Here is a 19,500-nt window from a genome sequence, read left to right on the forward strand (position 1 = left end):
GGAATCCGCCGCGGTTAGGGGCGATGCCAGCTTCAATACTGGAATTATCATGATTGGCATCGTGCGCATTGCGCTGAAACGGCCTTATACCTTCGTTGTGCTGGCCGTGTTCATCCTGATCGTCGGCGTTCTGTCGGCGTTTCGTACCCCTACGGATATTTTCCCTTCGATCAATATCCCGGTGATTAGTGTGGTATGGCAGTACACGGGGCTTTCGCCCGACCAGATGGAAGGTCGCGTGATGGCCCCGTACGAGCGGGTGTTGACGACCACCGTGAACGGCGTTCAGCACATCGAAGGCACGTCGCTCACGGGCTACGGCATCGTCAAGATCTTCTTTCAGCCGGGCACCAACATTGGTACCGCGAATGCGCAGGTGACCGCGATTTCGCAGGAGATTCTGAAGCAGTTGCCGCCCTCGGCGACGCCGCCGTTCATCATCAACTACAACGCTTCGACCGTTCCGATCATCCAGCTCGCGCTTTCGGGCAAGGGCCTCTCGGAACAGAATCTGGCGGACCTCGGCAAGAACCAGTTGCGGCCGATCCTCGCGACGGTGAATGGCGCTGCGATCCCGTTTCCGTTCGGCGGCAAGGACCGGCAGGTTCAGATCAACATCAAGCCGTCCGAACTCGAGGCGCGCTCCTTGTCGGCTGAAGATGTGCTCAACGCACTCACGGCGCAGAACCTCGTGACGCCGGTCGGCACCGAAAAGATCGGCAACTACGAGTACACGCTGCAGCTCAACGACGCGCCGGAGACGATCGCGGCCATTGCGAACCTGCCGATCAAGTCGGCCAACGGCACCGTAGTGCATATGCATGATGTCGCCGACGTGACCGACGGCAGCCCGCCGCAGCCCAATATCGTTCACGTGGAAGGCAAGCGTTCGGTGCTGCTCACCGTGTTCAAGAACGGTTCGGCATCGACCTTGTCGATTATCGGCGGCATTCGTCAGAAGGTTGCCGATGCGAAGGCCTCCTTGCCCGACGCGCTGCAGATCGACGCGATCGGCGACCAGTCGATCTTCGTGCGGTCCGCGATCAAGGGCGTGGCGCGCGAGGGCCTGATTGCCGCCTTGCTCACGAGCGTGATGATCCTGCTGTTTCTGGGCAGCTGGCGCTCGACGGTCATCATTGCGACTTCCATTCCGCTTGCGATTCTCGGCTCGATCTCCGTGCTCTCCGTGCTCGGCGAGACGCTCAATATCATGACGCTGGGCGGGCTCGCGTTGGCGGTGGGCATTCTCGTGGACGACGCCACCGTGACCATCGAGAACATCAACTGGCACCTGGAGCAAGGAAAGGACGTCGAAAGCGCGATTCTCGATGGCGCGGCACAAATCGTGACGCCCGCGTTCGTCTCGCTGCTGTGCATCTGTATCGTGTTCGTGCCTATGTTCTTCCTGAACGGCGTGGCGAGGTTCCTGTTCGTGCCGATGGCCGAGTCGGTGATCTTCGCGATGATTTCCTCGTTCATTCTGTCGCGCACCCTGGTGCCGACGATGGCGAAGTCCCTGCTGAAGTCCCACGCGCATGAGCAGGGACATCACGAGTCTGCCAGCGTGTGGGCGCGCTTTCACCATGGATTCGAGCAGCGCTTCGAACGCGTGCGTGCGAACTATGCCGCGATGCTCGAATGGGTGCTGGAACGTCGCCGCGCGTTCGTGATCGGCTTCTTTGCATTCGTCGTGGTGTCGTTCGCGTTGATGCCGCTGCTCGGGCGCAACTTCTTCCCGGACGTCGACGCGGGCCAGATTCTGCTGCACGTGCGTGCGCCCGTGGGGACGCGTGTGGAGCGAACTGCCGAGATCTTCGCCGAGGTGCAAGCGCAGGTGCGCGCGACGATTCCGCCGTCCGAACTGGGCACCGTGGTGGACAACATTGGTCTTTCCACCAGCTCCATCAATACGGCCTACAACAACACGGGCACGATCGGCCCGCAGGACGGCGACATTCAGATCTCGCTGAAGGAGGGCCATGGGCCCACGGCCGCCTACGTGCGCAAGCTGCGCGAATCGCTGCCGCGCGCGTTTCCCGGCGTGACGTTCTCGTTCCCGCCTGCGGACATCGTGAGCCAGATCCTGAACTTCGGCTCGCCCGCACCGATCGACCTGCAGATTCGCGGCAACAATCTGCCGGCCGATTTCGCCTACGCGAACGCGCTGCTGCGTCAGATCCGTCACGTGCCCGGTGTCGTCGATGCGCGCATCGAGCAGTCGCAGGCCAATCCGCAATTCAATATCGACGTCGATCGCGACCGCGCTTCGCTTCAAGGCCTGACCGAACGCGACGTGACCAATAGCCTCGTGGTGCACATGGCGGGGTCGAGCCAGATCGACCCGACCTACTGGCTCAATGCGGCCAATGGTGTGGAGTATTCGATCGTGCTCCAGACGCCGCAATACAGCGTGGATTCGCTCTCGTCGCTCGTGAATCTGCCCGTGAGTGGCGGGGCCGAGGCCAACGACGGGCAAATTCTCGGCGGGGTGGCGAGCATTCACCGCACGGCGAGCAACGAAGTGGTGAGCAACTACAACGTGCAGCCGATGGTCGAGGTGTTCGCCACGACCCAGGGCCGCGATCTCGGCGCCGTCGCCGCCGACATTCGCCACATCGTCTCGGCCAACGCCAAGGACGCGCCCAAGGGGGCGAAGGTCGTTCTGCTCGGCCAGGCGCAGACGATGAACAACGCCTTCGGCGGGTTGTCGTTCGGGATTCTGGGCGCCGTGGTGCTGATTTACCTGCTCATCGTCGTCAATTTCCAGTCGTGGTCCGATCCGCTCGTGATCGTGGCGGCCTTGCCCGGCGCGTTGGCCGGCATCGTCTGGATGCTGTTTGCGACGGACACCACGCTCTCGGTGCCCGCACTGACTGGCGCAATCATGTGCATGGGCGTGGCCACGGCCAATTCGATTCTGGTGGTGAGTTTCAGCCGCGAACGTCTGGCCGGGCACGGCGATGCGTTCAAGGCGGCATTGGAAGCCGGTACGACCCGGTTCCGGCCGGTCCTCATGACGGCACTCTCGATGATCATCGGCATGGCGCCGATGGCGCTGAGTCTTGGCGAGGGCGGAGAGCAAAACGCGCCGTTGGGCCGAGCGGTGATTGGCGGACTGGTGTTCGCCACTGCTGCAACGCTTTTTCTCGTGCCCGCTATTTTTTGCATGATCCACTCGCGTCGGGGTCGCACATCGACGGCCGCGCAGCTTACCGGAGATTCGATCCATGTCCTCTGAACCCACAACGCGCGCCGCGCTCGCGCAGCGTCAGCTCTCTTTTACAGGCATTGTCGGTGGTGCGCTCGCCGTCCTCATCGTGGTTGGTGGCGTCTCGCTTCGCATGAAGCATGAGCATCAACTCAAAGACTGGACCGAGGCGCAAGCCGTGCCGTCCGTGAATGTCGTGGTGCCCGCCCCGGAGGCGCCGGGCGGCTCGCTGGACCTGCCCGGCAGACTCGAGGCCTTCGAAAGCGCGCCCATCTACGCACGCGCGAGCGGATACCTGAAATCGTGGAGCGTCGACATCGGCACGCCGGTGAAGGCCGGCCAGGCGCTCGCTGAGATCGAGACGCCTGAACTCGATCAGCAGTTGATTCAGGCGAAGGCCGACCTCACGAGCGCGCAAGCCGATGCCGCGCTCGCGAAAACGACCGCCGCACGCTGGCAAAGTCTTCTGGACTCCGATTCAGTGTCGCGCCAGGAGGTCGATGACCGCACGCAGGACTATGTGGCGAAGCAGGCTCGCGTCGCGGCGGCGCAGGCCAACCTCGACCGGCTGGTTGCGACCAAGAGCTTCGCACGGATCGTCGCGCCGTTCGACGGTGTGATCACCGCCCGTAACACGGACGTCGGTGCATTGATCAATGCGGGCGGCGGTACGGGGCCGCAACTGTTTTCCGTATCGAGCGTGGACAAGCTGCGCGTATACGTGCGCGTGCCGCAGGAATACGTGCCGGCAGTCAAGCCGGGGGGAACGGGCACCTTCACCGTGCCGGAGTATCCCGGCAAGGCGTTCACCGCTACGGTGGTGGGTCTGGCCGACTCGGTGAACGCGGCATCGGGCACGTCGCTCGTCCAGTTGATGGTCGATAACCCCGGTCATCTGCTGTTGCCGGGCGACTTCGTCAATCTGCACTTTGCGTTGCCGGCGCGTGCCGACGCGCTGCGGGTGCCGGCCAGTGCGCTGATATTCGACAACGGGGGGCTGCGGCTCGCCACCGTCGATCGCAGCGACACCGTTCACTTCAAACCCGTTTCGATCGTGCAGGACCTCGGCAACGCGGTCGATATCGGCTCGGGGCTGGCGCAAAGCGACCGCGTTGTCGATGCGCCGCCCGACGGTCTCGTCGAAGGCGACCATGTTCAGGTGATCGCGCCCACGGCAAAAGGTGGCAAGCATGACTAAGTATCTGAAACTGGCGATGCTGGTGAGTGCCGTGGCGCTCGCCGCGTGCTCGCTCGCTCCGCACTACGAGGTGCCCGAAACGCCCGTTGCGGCGCAGTACCAGACCCAGGGGCCGTGGACCGTCGCGAGCCCCGCGGACCAGCTCGACCGCGCGGGATGGTGGAAGCTGTACAAGGAGCCCGAACTCGACGACCTCGAGCAGCGGCTGATCGCGAATAACCCCCACCTGAGCGCGGCGCTGTTTCACTATGAGCAGTCGCAGGCGTACATCAGGCAGGTCAAGTCGCAGATGTACCCGCAGGTTTCCGCCTTAGGCAATGTCCAGCGCGATCGCGAGTCGGACACGAGGCCGTTGCGCAGCCCGACTGGGCCGACCGATTACAACTCCGCCACGCTCGGTGTCGAAGTCGACTACGAAGTGGACCTTTGGGGACGCGTGCGCGATTCCGTTGCCGCAAGCAAGGACGAAGGGCAGGCGTCGAAGGCGGATCTCGCGTCGACGCAGTTGAGCCTCGAAATCGAGCTGGCTCGAAGCTATATCGATCTGCGCGGTCTCGATCAGCAGATTCAGCTGATCGAGGGGACCCAGGCCGCGTACCAGAAGGCGCTCGACCTGACCCGCAACCGGCATGGCGTGGGCATCGTCTCGGGTCTCGACGTGGCGCGCGCGAGCAACCAGTTGTCATCGGTCCAGTCCGAACTTACTCAGCTCAGAGCGAGGCGCGCATTGCTCGAGCACGCGGTGGCGGTGCTGGTCGGCGCTTCGCCTTCGGAGTTCCAGCTCGCGCCGAGTACCGATTCGATCGCGTTGCCCGTGATTCCGGTCGGGGTGCCCTCGACGCTGTTGCAAAGGCGGCCTGACGTCGCCGCAGCCGAGCGGCGCATCGCGGCGGCCAATTCAAAAATTGGTGTGGCGCGCGCGGCGTACTTCCCGACGCTCACGCTCAGCGCGCAAGGCGGCGTGCAAAGCTCGGTGCTCGGCAATCTGCTGAGCCTGTCCAGTTCGTACTGGGCGATCGGTCCGTCGCTGGCGGTGTATCTGCTGGACGGCGGCAAGCGCCACGCGCAGCTGGATTCGGCGAAGGAGGCCACGGCGGAGGCAGGCGCACGCTATCGCAGCGTGGTGCTGGCGTCGTTCCTGCAGGTGGAGGACAACCTCACCTTGCTCGACGATCTGGGCACCGCGACGAATCAGCAGCAGGACGCCGCCCGTGCCGCCCAGACCGCGCTCGACCTGGCGCTCGCGCGCTATCAGCGCGGTGCGGTGAGTTACCTCGATGTGGTCGAGGCGCAATCGGCCGAGCTGGAAGCGCAACGCAGCGTCATCGCGCTGCGCACGCGGCAACTCGATGCGAATGTCGACCTCATTCACGCGCTCGGCGGCGGCTGGGCCACGGATGACCTGAAGGCCGGTTGAAATCCTTGAATGACCGCCTCGTGCCACTGGCTTGAGTTACGCGATGTAAAGAGTGAATTGAGGTGAACCTGGTTGGTGGCATGAGGCGTTGATCCTATAGTTATCGAGACTGGTTCTCCAGACAGAGAGGTGAAAAATGAAGTTCGCGATGAAAACTGAAATCCGCACGGACGATCTCGCGACGATCGTGCATGCGATGAAGTCCGTGGACGCCGACGCGAAGGTCGATGTCGATGTGGGCGCACAAACCGTGAGCGTCGATTCGTGGTTGATGCCCGAAGAGTTTCTCGTCGCGTTCTACGACGAGGACATGGACGTGGGCATTGCCGAATGGTAGGAACGGTCAGCCGTCAGCCGTGGTGGCCCGGAAGCGACGCATCCTGGCCCATAAACACCGTTATTGCTGACGCGCGCCGCTTCAATCGTTGTCAAAATCCTTGGAACCCTTTCTCACGGTATTTCCAGGCGCACGTCAAAAGAGTGCCGGGTGGACTGTGGCTCGTGCGGAGAACCCGCTGAAGCCGTCGTCCACGCGCTGGTAGGGGACATACGCTGTTCTTGAGTCGGAAGGGAAATGATCCGTTGTCTTTGGCCGCTGATCGCCTCAGCGCCCGTTTCCGTGCGAGTCAGGTATGACCCAGAACCCGAAAATTGCTCCAAAAAGTTCCCAGAAAGCGCCGCTTCCCGGCGGACCGATGTCGGGCGCCGACATCATCTTGCGCGTACTTAGCGAACAGGGTGTCGATACCGTGTTCGGCTATAGCGGCGGCGCGATCCTGCCGACCTACGACGCGGTGTTCCGTTTCAACGAACTGCACGCCGACGAGCCCGAGCGTCAGATCAACCTCGTCGTACCCGCCAACGAACAGACCGCTGGCTTCATGGCAGCGGGGTATGCGCGCGCGAGCGGAAAGGTCGGCGTGTTCATGGTCACGTCGGGTCCCGGCGCGACCAATGCGGTGACGCCGATTGCCGATTGCAATGGCGACTCGGTCCCGGTGGTTCTCATCTGCGGGCAGGTGCCGCGTGCCGCTATTGGCAGCGACGCTTTCCAGGAGGCGCCGGTGTTCAACATCATGTCGGCGTGCGCCAAGCAGGTGTTTCTCGTGACCGACCCGGACAAGCTCGAACAGACGCTGCGCACGGCGTTCGAAGTCGCGCGCACCGGTCGTCCCGGCCCGGTCGTGGTGGATGTGCCCAAAGACATCCAGAACTGGACCGGCACCTGGCAGGGGCACGGCACACTCGCGTTTCGCGGCTACTCCGACCGCCTGCGCAAGGTGGCGAAGGGCGCACGCCTCGAAGAGCGCAAGCGCGACGAATTCTTCGCTCTGCTGGCGCAAAGCAAGCGCCCGCTGCTGTATGCGGGCGGGGGCATCATCACAGCCGGCGCCACGGCGGAATTACGTCAGTTCGCCGAGCGCTACCGCATTCCCGTGGTGAACACGTTGATGGGGCTCGGCACGATATCGGTGAAGCACGAGCTGGGGCTCGGCATGCTCGGCATGCACGGCGCGGCCTGCGCGAACTACGCGGTGGAAGACTGCGACTTCCTGATTGCCGTGGGCGCGCGATTCGACGATCGCGTCGCCGGCGGCCGCCCGCATGCATTCGCGCCGCGAGCGCGCCATGTCGCGCATATCGATGTCGACGAAGCGGAGATCAACAAGGTGAAGCGCGCGCATTGGACTCACGTGGGCGACGCGAAGGACGCTCTGCTTTCGCTGATGCAACACGAAACGCACGTGCAGGCGCCGTTGGCGTGGCTCGACCACATCAGGGAGCTGAAGCAGCGCTACGGCATGAACTATGACCGCGCGAGTCCGCTCATTCAGCCGCAGTTCGTGGTGGAAAAGTTGAGCGAGATTACCGGCGGCCGGGCCATCGTCACCACGGGCGTGGGCCAGCACCAGATGTGGGCCGCGCAGTTCTTCGACTTCGTCGAGCCGCGCAGCTTTCTCACGTCGGGCAGCATGGGGACGATGGGCTTTGGCCTGCCCGCTGCGATCGGCGCCCAGATGGGACGCCCCGATGCCCTCGTTATCGACATCGACGGCGACGGCAGCATGCGCATGAATATCGGCGATCTGGAGACCGCGACCACCTATGGCGTGCCGGTCAAGGTGCTGCTGTTCAACAACGTCGGTGACGGGATGATCCGGCAGTGGCAGCGTCTCTTTTACGACGGGCGCCTGTGCGTGAGCGACAAGTCGCTGCATCGAAAGGACTTCGTCATGGCCGCGCGAGCCGACGGGTTCGAGTTCGCGCAGCGCGTGGAGCTCCTGAGCGAGGTCGAGGAAAAGCTCCGGGCTTTCGTGGCGTTCGACGGTCCCGCTTTCCTCGAAGTCATGATCGATCAGGATGCCGATGTGTTTCCGATGGTCGGGCCAGGCATGAGCTATGCGGAGATGATCACCGGGCCGTTCATCCCGTCGAGAGATGGCGAGGAGTCGGGGAGCCCGCGCGCGGGTCCTCGAAGCGCTTCGGACATGTTCTAGGCCAGTACGACCGCGTCAGCCCGCTCGTGCGGCGCATTTCGTCTTTCCGCCATGTAACAAAAGAAGTTCTGGCGACGGCGTTTATCGAGTCCAGCCTCAACCCTATAGTGACTCTGATGGCTGGGAGCGATGCGGGGCATGGGGTCCTGCGGGCCCCGCGTTGTCTCTTCATGTGAGCGAGCAGGAATGAAACTGATCTATGTTGGCGACCCGATGTGTTCGTGGTGCTATGGCTTTGGCAAGGAGCTTTCGGCGCTCGTCGCGCGCGTGCCGGACCTGAAACTGGAAATCGTGGTCGGCGGGATTCGCGCGGGCGCGACCGATGTGCTCGACACGGCCGGCAAGCGTTTCCGGCTGCAGCACTGGCAACGTGTGGAAGCGCTGAGCGGCTTGCCGTTCAACCGCGAAGCGTTCATGGCGCGCGAGGGGTTCGTCTACGACACCGAGCCGGTCTGCCGTGCGGTCGTGGCGGCGCGCCGCTTCGCCAGCGGCGACGCCTTGCTTGCGGTGTTCCGTGCGCTGCAGAACGGCTTCTATGTGGAAGGACTGGATACGACCGACGGTCGCGTGTTGAGCGAAATCGCCGCAACGGAGCTGAATACCGTGGGCGTTCAGGTCAGTGCAGACGCGTTCTACCAGGCATGGGCAGCAGCGGAAACGAAAGAAGAAACGCAGCGCGATTTCGCCCGTGCGCGAGCGCTTGGCGTCGCATCGTTTCCGACCTTGCTGCTCGAAGAACAAGGCCGGACGTACGCCGTGCATTCGGGCTATGCGAGCGTCAACGCGCTCGAAGAACGGCTCAACGAGATCGAGGGGCCACTTGCCTGATCGTGATTGATCCGGATTGTGCGAAGCGGGCTGCGCGAGCGATTGCGCAGCCCGCTTCGACTTGCCGGAGCGAGGCTTGAATCAATAAGGAGTGTGATGCAATGAACGATAGCAACGAAATCGTCGAACTCGTCCAGCGCTATTTCGACGCCACCTGGCGAGGCGATGTGGAGCAGTTGAGAACCGTGTTCGATGCGCGCGCGATCGTGGCCGGGGAAGTGAACGGCGAGCCCTACTACAAGACGATCGACGAGTACCTTGCGGGTATCGCAAACAGGAAATCGCCGGCCGAACTGGGCGAGGCCGTCGATACGGAACTGCTGATGCTCGATGTTCAGAAAAACATCGCGACGGCGAAACTGCATGTGCGCATGCTGGGCTTCAATTACTACAATTATTTTTCGATCGTGCGCTAGCGCGACAGATGGCTCGTCATCACCAAGACGCTGACCAACGTGGCATAAGCCGCCGCCCCCGCGCCCGCGCCCCGACGAACCATCGAGTCCGGGAGCGCGGGCGAGGCTCGAGCGCTTAGTGACCGGCGCTCTGGCCGCCGTCGACGTGCAGGATCTCGCCCGTCACGAACGGTGCCGAGTCGAGATAGAGGATCGCATTGACGATATCGCTCATTTCGCCCATGTGGCCGACCGGATGCATCGCGCCGAGCGCGGCATGCGTTTCGGCAGCATGCATCGGCGACTTGATGATCCCAGGCGAAACCGCGTTGGCACGAATGCCCGCGCGAGCGTATTCGATTGCGAGCGAGCGCGTCGCAGCGTTCAAACCACCTTTGGTGAGCGACGCAAGAACGGACGGGACTTTGCTGTTCGCCTTGTCGGCAAGCGTGGTGGTGACGTTCACCACGTGGCCGCTGCCGTGTTTTTGCATCGCTTCGATCGCATATTGCGTGATGTGGAAGAAGCCGTTCAGGTTGACGTTCAGGATTGCGGCGTAGTCGTCGGCGGTGTACTGCGTGAAGGGCTTCGCAATGAAAATGCCCGCGTTGTTGACGAGCGTGTCGACACGGCCGAAGTGCTCGATGGCGGCGTTCACCACGCGGCGAGCCGTGGCGGCGTCGCCGATGTCGCCGGCCACGGCAACGTAGTCGGCCTCGGCGGCCGGCGTGATGGAACGGGCCGTGGCGACCACGCGATGGCCCTGCGCGCGGAAGGCCTTGACGGTTTCCGCGCCGATGCCTTGCGATGCTCCGGTGACAATGACGACCTTGGAAGTGCTCATTGTGTGTCTCGCAGTATGGGTAAGTCGGCCGGGTGGCCGTTCGAATCGACGGATCCGATGGAGATGCACTGTAGGCGCATCCGTTGCGCGTGCGAACACACATCATGGACAAAGAGTCTTGCGCCGCGAGAACAAATCTCGACACGTACGTCTACCGCCGCGCGGGGGATTTGAGCCGTGTTTGCCTGCTGCGATTTTTCGCGCGTTCTACGCAGCGAGCCGACTTCCCGAGACTCCCAAAAAGCGGAAGGATCATTCCCGAGACTGCGGGATTCTCTTGCATGGTGAAAGTGATTAATCTGGCCAGGCTGTTTCCCCGGAGGCGTCGCCTCCATCACCTTGCTAGAGAGAGATTGAAATGAAATTGCTTACTGCTGTCCTTTTTGCCTGTTCGCTGTCGGCCAGCTTCGCTGTCCACGCCGAATCCCTCGCTCCCGCGCATACGGATGCTCAACAAACGGCCCAGGCGAATACGTCCCGGGCGAATACGTATCAGGCGCCACAGCGTCCGGCCAGGACGCCGGCACGGGACGCCAATACCTGTGTGGGCCCGGTGAGTTTCTGCAACCTGTTCTTTGGCAGTTAAGGTCGCTATGGGCTGGCGCCGCGCGCATCGATCGATCGCGATCAAGCACACACATCGGGATGAACGAGCAGTTCGCCCAGTGTGCGGATCGCCTCATCGATGCGCGCCGACCATGGATGCCCGTAATTGAGCCGTATGCAGTTTTCGAATGCACGTGACGCGGAAAAGAGCGGGCCGGGCGCAACACTAATCCCGCGTTCGATCGCGAGACGATGGAGCGCCATGGCGTCGATGCGCTCGCGGAACGTGAGCCACAGAAAATAGCCACCCTCGGGCCGCGTGTATTGCGTGCCTTCAGGCAGCCATCGGCGGATCGCCTCGATCATCGCATCGCGCTGCGTCTGCATGGCGAGCCGGATCTTCTTCAAATGACGCTCGTAGCCGCCATGCTCCAGGTAGTCGGCAATGCCGGCCTGGGCGGGAATGCTGGCCGAGATCGTCGTCATGAGCTTCAGGCGCTGCACGCGCTCTGCGAAGCGCCCGGCGCTTGCCCAGCCTACGCGATAACCGGGCGCCAGGTTCTTCGAAAACGAGCCGCAGTGCATGACGAGGCCGCGCCGGTCGAACGCGATGGCGGGCGGCGGATAGTTCGGCGCGTAGTGCAACTCGCCGTACACATCGTCTTCGATGAGCGGGACCTCGTGCTGCGCGAGCAGTTCGACGAGCGCTTCCTTCTTCTGAGCCGACAACGTGACGCCCGTGGGGTTCTGGAAATTCGTCATGAACCAGCAGGCGCGGATGGGGTGCTTGTCCAGCGCTTGCGCCAGCGCCTCGAGGTCGAGCCCGGTGGCGGTATCGACGGGAATTTCGACCGCGCGCAGGCCAAGCCGTTCGATCGCCTGAAGCGCTGCGTAAAAGCACGGCGACTCCACGGCGACGATATCGCCGGGCTGCGTGACCGCCATCAGGCAAAGATTGAGCGCTTCCAGCGCGCCGTTGGTGATGATGATGTCCTCGGCCGGCTGTGAGATGCCAACCCGCATGTAGCGCAGCGCAATTTGCCGCCGCAGGTTCTCGTTGCCGGGCGGCAGATCGACCACGGTGCTCCACGGGCTCACGCTGCGTGCGGCCTGGCCGAGCGATTTCGCCAGGCGCGACAGCGGAAACAGCAGCGGAGAAGGGAAGGCGGAGCCGAGCGGCACGATGCCGGGGCGCTTGGCGGCGTCGAGCACCGAGAACACCAGTTCGCTGATATCGACGGTGGCGGACTCGCCCGTCGTTGCGCGCGAATCCGTCTTGCCGGGCTTCGAGAGCGGCGCGACGTAGTAGCCCGAACGCTCTTCGGCGCGCACGAGGCCCCACTGTTCGAGCACGTAGTAAGCACGCGCCGCCGTGGACTGGCTCACGCCGTGCTGCGCAATGATCTGCCGCAGCGAGGGCATGCGCGAGCCCGGCTTCAGGTTGCCGGAGCGAATCTCGGCGGCCATGCTCTGCGCGAGGCGTTCGTAGCGTGTCATGCGTCCGGGTTCTTCCAGAGAGGTCATGGGTGGACTCGTGCTTCGAGCGATTTTCTCATGGCGCGCGACCGCGAAGCCGATCTGCTACGGTCAATTATGCGTCGACTGCTTCTATACGTGTTTCCCGCGCGGGCGGATCATTGCGGGCAGTGCGCATCGCCGTCCGGGTCTGTTCTCCCGGGATGCGCCGGGATTACTGCGCGAGTGCCTGGATCATCACCTAAACCCGCAGAGCTTGCGGCTCTTTTTGCCTGTAGCGTGGCAAGCCTTTCGCCCCGGTGCGCGAGTACCGGGGCGTTTCTTTGTCGGGTTCTACCGCCGCGTGAATCGGCTGCATCGCTCAAATCGTTCGTAACTGCTGCTTTTTTTGGCAACGCGCAAGGTTGAAGATCAGGCTATCCGATCGACCTGATCGACGTAACCGGAGTCAATGATGGAACTCGTTCACATGATGCGCATGGTTCTGTGGAGCTTTTTCGGCGTGCGTAAAAGCGCGTCGCACGAAGCCGATTTGGCCAGCGTGAACTTTAAGTGGCTGCCGTTCGTGGCGGTCGTGCTGGCCGCGATGATCGGGGCTTGCATACTGGGTGTCGTGCTGCTCGTCGCGCATTCTACGGGAACCGCACAAGGCTTCTGAGCATGCGGTGTTGCCGAAAACTGGGGCGCCCGCGAAGCACCGTGAGACGCGAGATTGTTCGGCGTTTCATAACGGTGATTTCGTCCGCGCCGCGTTGATCTTTGTGGTGCCGCGCGTAATCTGACTATCAGGAAGCGCTGCATTTCACGCAAAGCGATTCACCCAGTTTTCAGGCAAGGAGTATGAGATGGATATCCTCAATCTCGCCCGACAATCCGGCATGACGGTCGTGCTCGATGCACGCATCGGCCAGCAGGAATACCACTCCGTTCACAGCAGCGTGGCCGCGCTGGAACGGTTCGCCGCGCTGCTCGAGGCGCAACGGCAAGCCGAATCCGGCAAGCGCGTTTGATTGAATCGTGACGGCAAGCGCCACGCTTCACTCAAACAGATTGACGCCATCACGAAACATCATTTGAAGAGATTTTTGGTTCGACCTATTGTGAAGTTCACGAGAAGCGGCAGCCCCCGGTGGATCGACGGCGATATCACGGGCGAGGGCATGCCGGACACCTTCCATGGACGGAGACAATCGGATGAACCCCACGACCCTGCATGGGATTCGTAGCAATCCCCTGTTCGCCACGCTGGTCAAACGCCGGCGCAGATACATTGCCTGCCTGACCGCCATCACGCTGATTCCCTATTGCGGCTTCATCGTGCTGGTCGGATTCGCCCCCGCTTTGCTGGCCATCCGGCTTTCCGCAGACAGTATCGTCAATATCGGCTGGCCGATCGGCGTCGCGCTGATCGTCGGCAGCTGGTGCCTCACGGGCTTGTACGTTCGCCGCGCCAATGGCGAATTCGACGCGCTCACCGCCCAGATCCTGGCGGGAGCGAAACCATGAAGCGCGCCGCTCTTGCTCTCGTCTTCCCGCTGCTGCTGCTGGGTGTCGCGGCTCGCGCAGCGGCCGCGGAGGTCCTGCACGGCGTCGAACAGCGTCCCCTCAATCTCACGGCGATCGCGATGTTCCTGGTGTTCGCCGTGGCGACGCTCGGCATTACGTACTGGGCGGCGTCGCGCACCCGTTCGATGGACGACTTCTACACCGCCGGGGGCGGCATCACCGGATTCCAGAACGGCATGGCGCTGGCCGGCGACTATATGTCGGCGGCGGCGTTGCTGGGCGTGACCAGCATGATCTTTTTCCACGGCTACGACGGCGTGATCTACGCGATCAGCTTTTTCGTCGCGTGGCCGCTGCTGCTGTTCCTGTTCGCGGAGCGCATCCGGAATCTGGGGCGTGTGACGATTGCCGACATCGCATCGTACCGGCTCGACCAGAACCGGATCCGGACGATGACCGCCTTCGGTTCATTGACCGTCGTCTGCTTTTACCTGGTTGTCCAGATGGTCGGTGCGGGGCAGCTGATCCAGTTGCTGTTCGGTCTTCCCTATAACGACGCGATCATCGTGGTCGGCCTGCTGATGGTGGTCTATGTGACCTTCGGCGGCATGGTGGCCACCACGTGGGTGCAGATCATCAAGGCCGCGCTGATGCTGTTCGGCGGCACATTGCTAGCCGTTCTCGCACTGTCCCGGTTTGGCTTTTCGCTGAACGCACTGTTCGAGCAGGCGGTCGCCGCGCACAGGAACGGCGTGCATATTCTGCTGCCGAGCAAGCTGGTGTCCGATCCCATCGCGCTGATTTCGCTCGCGATTGGACTGGTGTTCGGCACCGCGGGGCTGCCGCATATCCTCATGCGCTTTTTCACCGTGCCGGATGCGAAAGAAGCGCGCAAGTCGGTGTTCGTTGCTACCGGCTTCATCGGTTTCTTCTATCTGGTCATCATGGTGCTCGGCGTGGCGGCGATCGCGATTGTCGGCAGCAACCCGTCGTTCTACGTGGGTGGCCTGACCGGAGGCAAGCTGATCGGCGGCAGCAACATGCCGGTCATGCATCTCGCCCAGGCGCTCGGCGGCAATCTGCTGCTGGGTTTCCTCTCGGCCGTGGCGTTCGCGACCATCCTTGCCGTCGTGTCCGGGCTCACGATGGCGGGCACATCAGCCATCTCGCACGACCTCTACGTGATGGTGCTCAAGAAGAACCGGGCCGATCCCGCGAGCGAGCGGCGGGTCTCCAGGATCGCGTCGGTGTGCATAGGCGTGGTGGCGGTGCTGCTGGGCATCGTGTTCAAGGATCAGAACATCGCGTTTCTCGTCGCACTGACGTTCGGCGTCGCCGCCTCGGTGAATTTTCCGGTTCTCGCGCTTTCGATGTACTGGAAGGGGCTGACGACGCGCGGCGCGCTCACCGGCGGTATCGCGGGCCTGGTGAGCGCCGTCACGCTCGTCATTCTGTCGCCCGCCATCTGGGTCACGGTGCTGGGCCATGCGAAGGCGATCTTCCCCTACGACTATCCGGCCATCGTGTCGATGAGCATCGCCTTCCTGTTCGCGTGGCTGGGCTCCGTCACGGACCGCAGCCAGCGGGCGCAGCGCGAGCGCGACGACTTCGGCGAGCAGGCCGTCCGCGCGCAGACCGGCTTCGGCGCGTCCGGAGCCGTCGGTCACTAGTCAACGCCAACAAGGAGACAATCATGCAAATGCGTGACAACGGTCTGGGCTTTTCGCCCATCACGATCGCGCTGCACTGGATCGTCGCAGCACTGCTGCTGTCGATCGCCGGATGCGGCATCGGGCTCATGTTTAGCGCGGACGACGTCCAACGACTGAACCTCGTGCGTACGCAGAATCTGCTGGGCGCCGTGCTGTTCGTCGTGTCAATCTATCGGCTCTGGGCACGGCTTTCTTCGTACCATCCGCTGCCCGTGGGCACGCCGAACCCCGTCGAAGTGATCGTCAGCCGCTCCGTTGCGGTGGGCCTCGCGCTCGCCATGGTGCTTCTGCCGGTTGCGGTATGGCTTTCCCGGGCGGCGGCCGGTGTCGCCGTCGAGTTGCCGGGAGGATTGGCGATCCCCACGCTCATCGAACCCAGCGTGGCAGTGCAACGGGTCGTGGATATTCTTTTCGATATCGGAGCGACGGCTTTTCTGCTGGGCCTCGCGTTGCATCTGTTCGGAGCACTGAAGAATCATTTCGCGCTGGGCAATGACGCCCTCAAGCGGATGCTTGGCAAACATGTGGAGCTTTGAGCGATGAGCGAATTCAAATCGGCTTTTAGCGGGAACGCGGTCACGCAGCTGTGTGGCGTCCGGTATCCCGTCTTTCTCGGCGGCATGGCGGCGATTTCCGGCCCGAAGCTGGTTGCCGCGGTGGCGAATGCCGGCGGCATGGGAACGCTCGGCGGGCTGCGTTTGCCGCCGCTCGCGCTGCGCAGGTGGATACGGGAAACGCGGGAGCAGACGGACAAGCCCTTCGGCGTGAATCTCGTGCCGAAGTTCGGCGGCCCGACCGTGTTCGAGGCCCAGTTCCAGGTCGTGTTGCAGGAGCGGCCGCGCATGCTCTCGTTGTTCTACGCCGAAGACTATGCGGCAGACATGATCCCTCGTGCCAAAGATGCGGGCATGATCGTCATGGTCCAGGTGGGATCGGTTGCGCTCGCGCGGCACGCGATCCGCCACGGCGCGGATATCGTCGTCGCGCAGGGCAGCGAAAGCGGCGGCCACCTCAACCGGGGGACGATCGGCGTCATGTCGCTGTTGCCCGCGATCTGCGAAGTCGCGCAGGGGCGTCCCGTGCTGGCGGCTGGAGGCATCACGACGCGCGATGATGTGCGGGCCGCGATGCTGCTTGGCGCGTCAGGGGTGCTCGTGGGCACCGCGTTCGTTGCGACCGACGAATCGAATGCGCACCCGCTCTACAAGCAAAAGATCGTCGAAGCCAGCGTGGACGACATCGAGTATCGCACCGGGTATTCGTTCGGCTGGCCGTACGGCACGCCCCATTGTGTGATTCCGAATCGCGACAAATGGAACCTGCTGCGCTTCGTTGGCGGCGGTGCACGCATGATCGACAAACCGCGCATGGCGCAGAAGCTCTCGCTCTATGCGGGGCAGGGCGTCAGCAAGATCGGCAGCGTGGTGCCGGCAGCCGAGCGCGTGGCGGAGCTGGTGGCGGGCCTGCCGGCCTCGACGGTTGCGGCGAATGCCCGGGCGATGCTCGATGGCCTGGCATACGGCGCAAGCCGGGCGTTGGCGCAAGTGGAACCGGCCGAGTGCCGCGCCGCTTGCTGACCCTGACGCGGTGTTCGGCGGCGCTCAGGCCGCCGCCGTCGAACGCCGCGTGCTCTTGCGACTCGGTGTACCAGCGCGCTTCGCTTTCGTATCGTCAGTGGACAGCGCGAGCTGGTCGCGCGCGAGCGCGACAAACGCGCTCAATGCCGGCGTCGCCAGTGTGTCGTTACGGCGGATGAATACCGTCTTGACGTTGGCGAACTCGCGCGGGAGCGCGTGAAGGGCGATGGCCTGGCGCGCTGCATAGTTTTGCGCAACGGCCTTTGGCAGCAGCGTCACGCCCATGCCCGCGGCCACGCATGAGAGGATGCCGTCGAGCGTGCCCAGTTCGAGCACCTGGTTGGGCACGAGTCCGACCTGATAGAACCAGTGTTCGAGCGTGGAGCGATAGAAGCAGCCCGTGCGGAAGACCAGCACCGTCTGCTGTGGCATGACCTGGATGAGTTCGCCGAGCGAGGCGAACTCGCAGCTGCTCACGAGGACGAGTTCCTCCTGAAAGACCTCGTCTTGCGCGAGCACCGGATTCTGGTGCAGACCGCCGACGAATGCGCCGTCGAGGCGATGGCTCTCGACGGCCTTGATCAGCTCGGCGGTCGTGCCGGTGAGCAGCGACAACTGGACCTGAGGATACTTCTCGCGGTATCTGGCCAGTACCTGGGGCAGGCGGATTGCCGCCGTCGTCTCCATCGAGCCGAGCCTCAACGTGCCTGCCGGCGTTGCGGTATCGAGCAGAGCGTTGCGGCTCTCTTCGGTGAGCTGGAGGATGCGCTGGGCGTAGCCCAGAAAGGTTTGCCCGGCCGAAGTGAGCACCACGCCGCTCTTTTGCCGGATAAACAACGGCTGACCGAGCTCGGCTTCGAGTTCCTTGACGCGCATCGTGACGTTGGACTGCACGGTGTGCACCTTCTCCGCCGCCGCGGTGAAGCTGCCGTGCTCCGCCACCGCACAGAAAATCTTCAGCTGACGCATCTCCATGGCGAATTCCAAGATTCACAAATAATGATGGATTTCATCATTTACCATCACTTTACTAGATTGAACGGCGCGAGCACAGTGTCGTAAACGCGAACGGGAGGATGCATGTGGTGATGACGTCGACTACGAACATTGAGCGCCTGTTCGCCGGGGGAATGGGTTATCTGGACCACGAAGGGCAGCGCAGCGGCATTTTCAAGCGGCGCATCGCCGGGCCGGTTCGCGTGGAGGCACAGGGGATCGTCGGCGACGAGCATGGCGACCCGCGCATCCACGGCGGCCCGGAAAAGGCCGTTCATCACTACGCGGCGGAGCATTACGCTTGCATTGCGCAGGCGTTCGCGGAGTGCGCCGAGGCACTGGTGCCCGGCAGTCTCGGCGAGAACATCTCGGCCTCGGGGCTGACCGAACGTAACGTGCACATCGGCGATATCTACGAGGCCGGCAGCGCCATGCTGCAAGTCTCGCAACCGCGCAGCCCTTGCTGGAAGATCAATCATCGCTTCGGCGTCGAACGCATGTCGATGCATATTGCCAAGGGGCGCATCACCGGCTGGTATTACCGTGTCCTGCGCCCCGGCCTGATTGCGCTTGGCGACGCTATCACGCTCGTCGACCGGCAAACGGAGCGCTTCTCCATCGACGCGTTCTGGCAGGTGCAGTTGTCGCATCGTCCGTCCATCGATGCGTTGGTCGAGTTGATCGCCGTTCCAGGCCTTGCGCCTGACTGGAAGCGGCGCCTGGGCGAGCGGGAGAAATGGCTGCGGGCGCGCCGGTGACGCGTTCGCTCGCACTTGCCGCCTCGCCGGAGATATGAAGGTTATCTTTGCAGTTTACCTTCATATCTCCTAGAATGCGGGGATGACCGAACGCGCCCAAACTCCCCCTCCCGACCTCGCCGCGGCGCTTGCCGGCGACCTACGCGCCCTGGTCGGCCAGTTGCGCCGCCGTTTTCGCGAGCAGGCGATCCTCGGCGACTTCACGCCTTCCCAGATGGCCGTGCTGCAGCGGCTCGAGCGCGAGGGGCCGTCCACGGTGTCGAGCCTCGCGCGCGCGGAGGGCATGCGCCCGCAGTCGATGGGCACGCTCATCGCACCGCTCGAGGCAGCGGGCCATATCAGCGGCGCACCGGACCCCAACGACGGGCGCCAAACGCTCTGGTCGCTCACTCACGCCTTTCGCGAGTGGCTCAAGGAAGGGCGGGCGGCGCGCCAGGACTGGCTCTCGCGCAGGATCGACACGCGCCTCTCGGCCCCGGAACAGCAGCAGCTAGCCGCGGCAGTCGAACTGCTCAAGCGGCTCGTGGCCGACTAAGGCGAG

Annotated in this window: 18 protein-coding genes; 15 read left to right on the forward strand and 3 right to left on the reverse strand. The window is 63.3% G+C overall.

Annotation, left to right across the window (positions count from 1 at the left end):
• Positions 1 to 49 precede the first annotated feature (49 nt).
• From AB4Y42_RS07500 to AB4Y42_RS07530, 7 genes are all read left to right on the forward strand, one after another.
• On the forward strand, positions 50 to 3,238 hold the full coding sequence (locus tag AB4Y42_RS07500; protein WP_368693795.1) for an efflux RND transporter permease subunit: 3,189 nt from the start codon (positions 50 to 52) through the stop codon (positions 3,236 to 3,238).
• Positions 3,228 to 4,406, forward strand: a complete 1,179-nt coding sequence (locus AB4Y42_RS07505; RefSeq protein ID WP_368693796.1) for an efflux RND transporter periplasmic adaptor subunit — start codon at positions 3,228 to 3,230, stop codon at positions 4,404 to 4,406. Before AB4Y42_RS07500 ends, AB4Y42_RS07505 begins: the two co-directional genes overlap by 11 nt.
• Entirely contained in the window at positions 4,399 to 5,823 is a 1,425-nt protein-coding gene (locus tag AB4Y42_RS07510; protein ID WP_368693797.1) for an efflux transporter outer membrane subunit, read from the forward strand. Before AB4Y42_RS07505 ends, AB4Y42_RS07510 begins: the two co-directional genes overlap by 8 nt.
• Positions 5,824 to 5,959: 136 nt before the next feature.
• Entirely contained in the window at positions 5,960 to 6,160 is a 201-nt protein-coding gene (locus AB4Y42_RS07515; RefSeq protein ID WP_324150412.1) for a copper chaperone, read from the forward strand.
• Positions 6,161 to 6,455: 295 nt separating this feature from the next.
• Positions 6,456 to 8,321 carry a biosynthetic-type acetolactate synthase large subunit gene (ilvB, locus tag AB4Y42_RS07520; RefSeq protein WP_368693798.1) on the forward strand — a complete coding sequence of 622 codons (1,866 nt, stop codon included), beginning with the start codon at positions 6,456 to 6,458 and terminating at the stop codon, positions 8,319 to 8,321.
• Positions 8,322 to 8,507: 186 nt separating this feature from the next.
• The gene (locus AB4Y42_RS07525; RefSeq protein ID WP_368693799.1) at positions 8,508 to 9,149 is read left to right on the forward strand and encodes a DsbA family protein; all 642 of its coding nucleotides are present in this window, start codon (positions 8,508 to 8,510) and stop codon (positions 9,147 to 9,149) included.
• 101 nt (positions 9,150 to 9,250) lie between these two features.
• Positions 9,251 to 9,565 (forward strand): nuclear transport factor 2 family protein, encoded by a 315-nt coding sequence (locus AB4Y42_RS07530; protein WP_368693800.1) that lies wholly within the window; start codon positions 9,251 to 9,253, stop codon positions 9,563 to 9,565.
• A 115-nt stretch (positions 9,566 to 9,680) separates the two neighbouring features.
• Here AB4Y42_RS07530 and AB4Y42_RS07535 read toward each other — a convergent pair whose 3' ends face one another.
• Both AB4Y42_RS07535 and AB4Y42_RS07540 read right to left on the reverse strand, forming a co-directional pair.
• Entirely contained in the window at positions 9,681 to 10,388 is a 708-nt protein-coding gene (locus AB4Y42_RS07535; protein ID WP_368691039.1) for an SDR family NAD(P)-dependent oxidoreductase, read from the reverse strand.
• A gap of 627 nt (positions 10,389 to 11,015) precedes the next feature.
• Positions 11,016 to 12,431: a PLP-dependent aminotransferase family protein gene (locus AB4Y42_RS07540; protein ID WP_368693987.1), complete on the reverse strand. Its 1,416-nt coding sequence runs from the start codon at positions 12,429 to 12,431 to the stop codon at positions 11,016 to 11,018.
• Between the two features lie 433 nt (positions 12,432 to 12,864).
• Here AB4Y42_RS07540 and AB4Y42_RS07545 point away from each other — a divergent pair, with 433 nt between their 5' ends.
• From AB4Y42_RS07545 to AB4Y42_RS07570, 6 genes are all read left to right on the forward strand, one after another.
• Positions 12,865 to 13,068, forward strand: a complete 204-nt coding sequence (locus AB4Y42_RS07545) for a DUF2970 domain-containing protein (protein ID WP_368691167.1) — start codon at positions 12,865 to 12,867, stop codon at positions 13,066 to 13,068.
• 187 nt (positions 13,069 to 13,255) lie between these two features.
• Positions 13,256 to 13,420 (forward strand): hypothetical protein, encoded by a 165-nt coding sequence (locus AB4Y42_RS07550; protein WP_368691038.1) that lies wholly within the window; start codon positions 13,256 to 13,258, stop codon positions 13,418 to 13,420.
• Between the two features lie 184 nt (positions 13,421 to 13,604).
• Positions 13,605 to 13,916 (forward strand): DUF485 domain-containing protein, encoded by a 312-nt coding sequence (locus AB4Y42_RS07555; protein WP_368691037.1) that lies wholly within the window; start codon positions 13,605 to 13,607, stop codon positions 13,914 to 13,916.
• Complete coding sequence (gene actP / locus AB4Y42_RS07560; RefSeq protein WP_368691036.1) at positions 13,913 to 15,586, forward strand: cation/acetate symporter ActP; 1,674 nt, start codon at positions 13,913 to 13,915, stop codon at positions 15,584 to 15,586. Before AB4Y42_RS07555 ends, actP begins: the two co-directional genes overlap by 4 nt.
• Positions 15,587 to 15,609: 23 nt before the next feature.
• Complete coding sequence (locus tag AB4Y42_RS07565; RefSeq protein WP_368691035.1) at positions 15,610 to 16,164, forward strand: cytochrome b; 555 nt, start codon at positions 15,610 to 15,612, stop codon at positions 16,162 to 16,164.
• A gap of 3 nt (positions 16,165 to 16,167) precedes the next feature.
• Complete coding sequence (locus AB4Y42_RS07570; protein WP_368693801.1) at positions 16,168 to 17,205, forward strand: NAD(P)H-dependent flavin oxidoreductase; 1,038 nt, start codon at positions 16,168 to 16,170, stop codon at positions 17,203 to 17,205.
• A 24-nt stretch (positions 17,206 to 17,229) separates the two neighbouring features.
• On the opposite strand, the gene AB4Y42_RS07575 is transcribed toward AB4Y42_RS07570, so the two are convergent.
• Complete coding sequence (locus AB4Y42_RS07575) at positions 17,230 to 18,180, reverse strand: LysR family transcriptional regulator (protein ID WP_368691033.1); 951 nt, start codon at positions 18,178 to 18,180, stop codon at positions 17,230 to 17,232.
• A 101-nt stretch (positions 18,181 to 18,281) separates the two neighbouring features.
• On the opposite strand from AB4Y42_RS07575, the gene AB4Y42_RS07580 reads away from it, so the two are divergent.
• Positions 18,282 to 18,959: an MOSC domain-containing protein gene (locus tag AB4Y42_RS07580; RefSeq protein ID WP_368693802.1), complete on the forward strand. Its 678-nt coding sequence runs from the start codon at positions 18,282 to 18,284 to the stop codon at positions 18,957 to 18,959.
• An 82-nt stretch (positions 18,960 to 19,041) separates the two neighbouring features.
• Positions 19,042 to 19,494, forward strand: coding sequence for a MarR family transcriptional regulator (locus tag AB4Y42_RS07585; protein ID WP_324156262.1), 453 nt, complete (start codon positions 19,042 to 19,044; stop codon positions 19,492 to 19,494).
• Positions 19,495 to 19,500: the final 6 nt, after the last annotated feature.

The sequence above is a fragment of the Paraburkholderia sp. EG286B genome (genome assembly GCF_040965655.1).
In the GTDB taxonomy this organism is placed as follows: domain Bacteria; phylum Pseudomonadota; class Gammaproteobacteria; order Burkholderiales; family Burkholderiaceae; genus Paraburkholderia.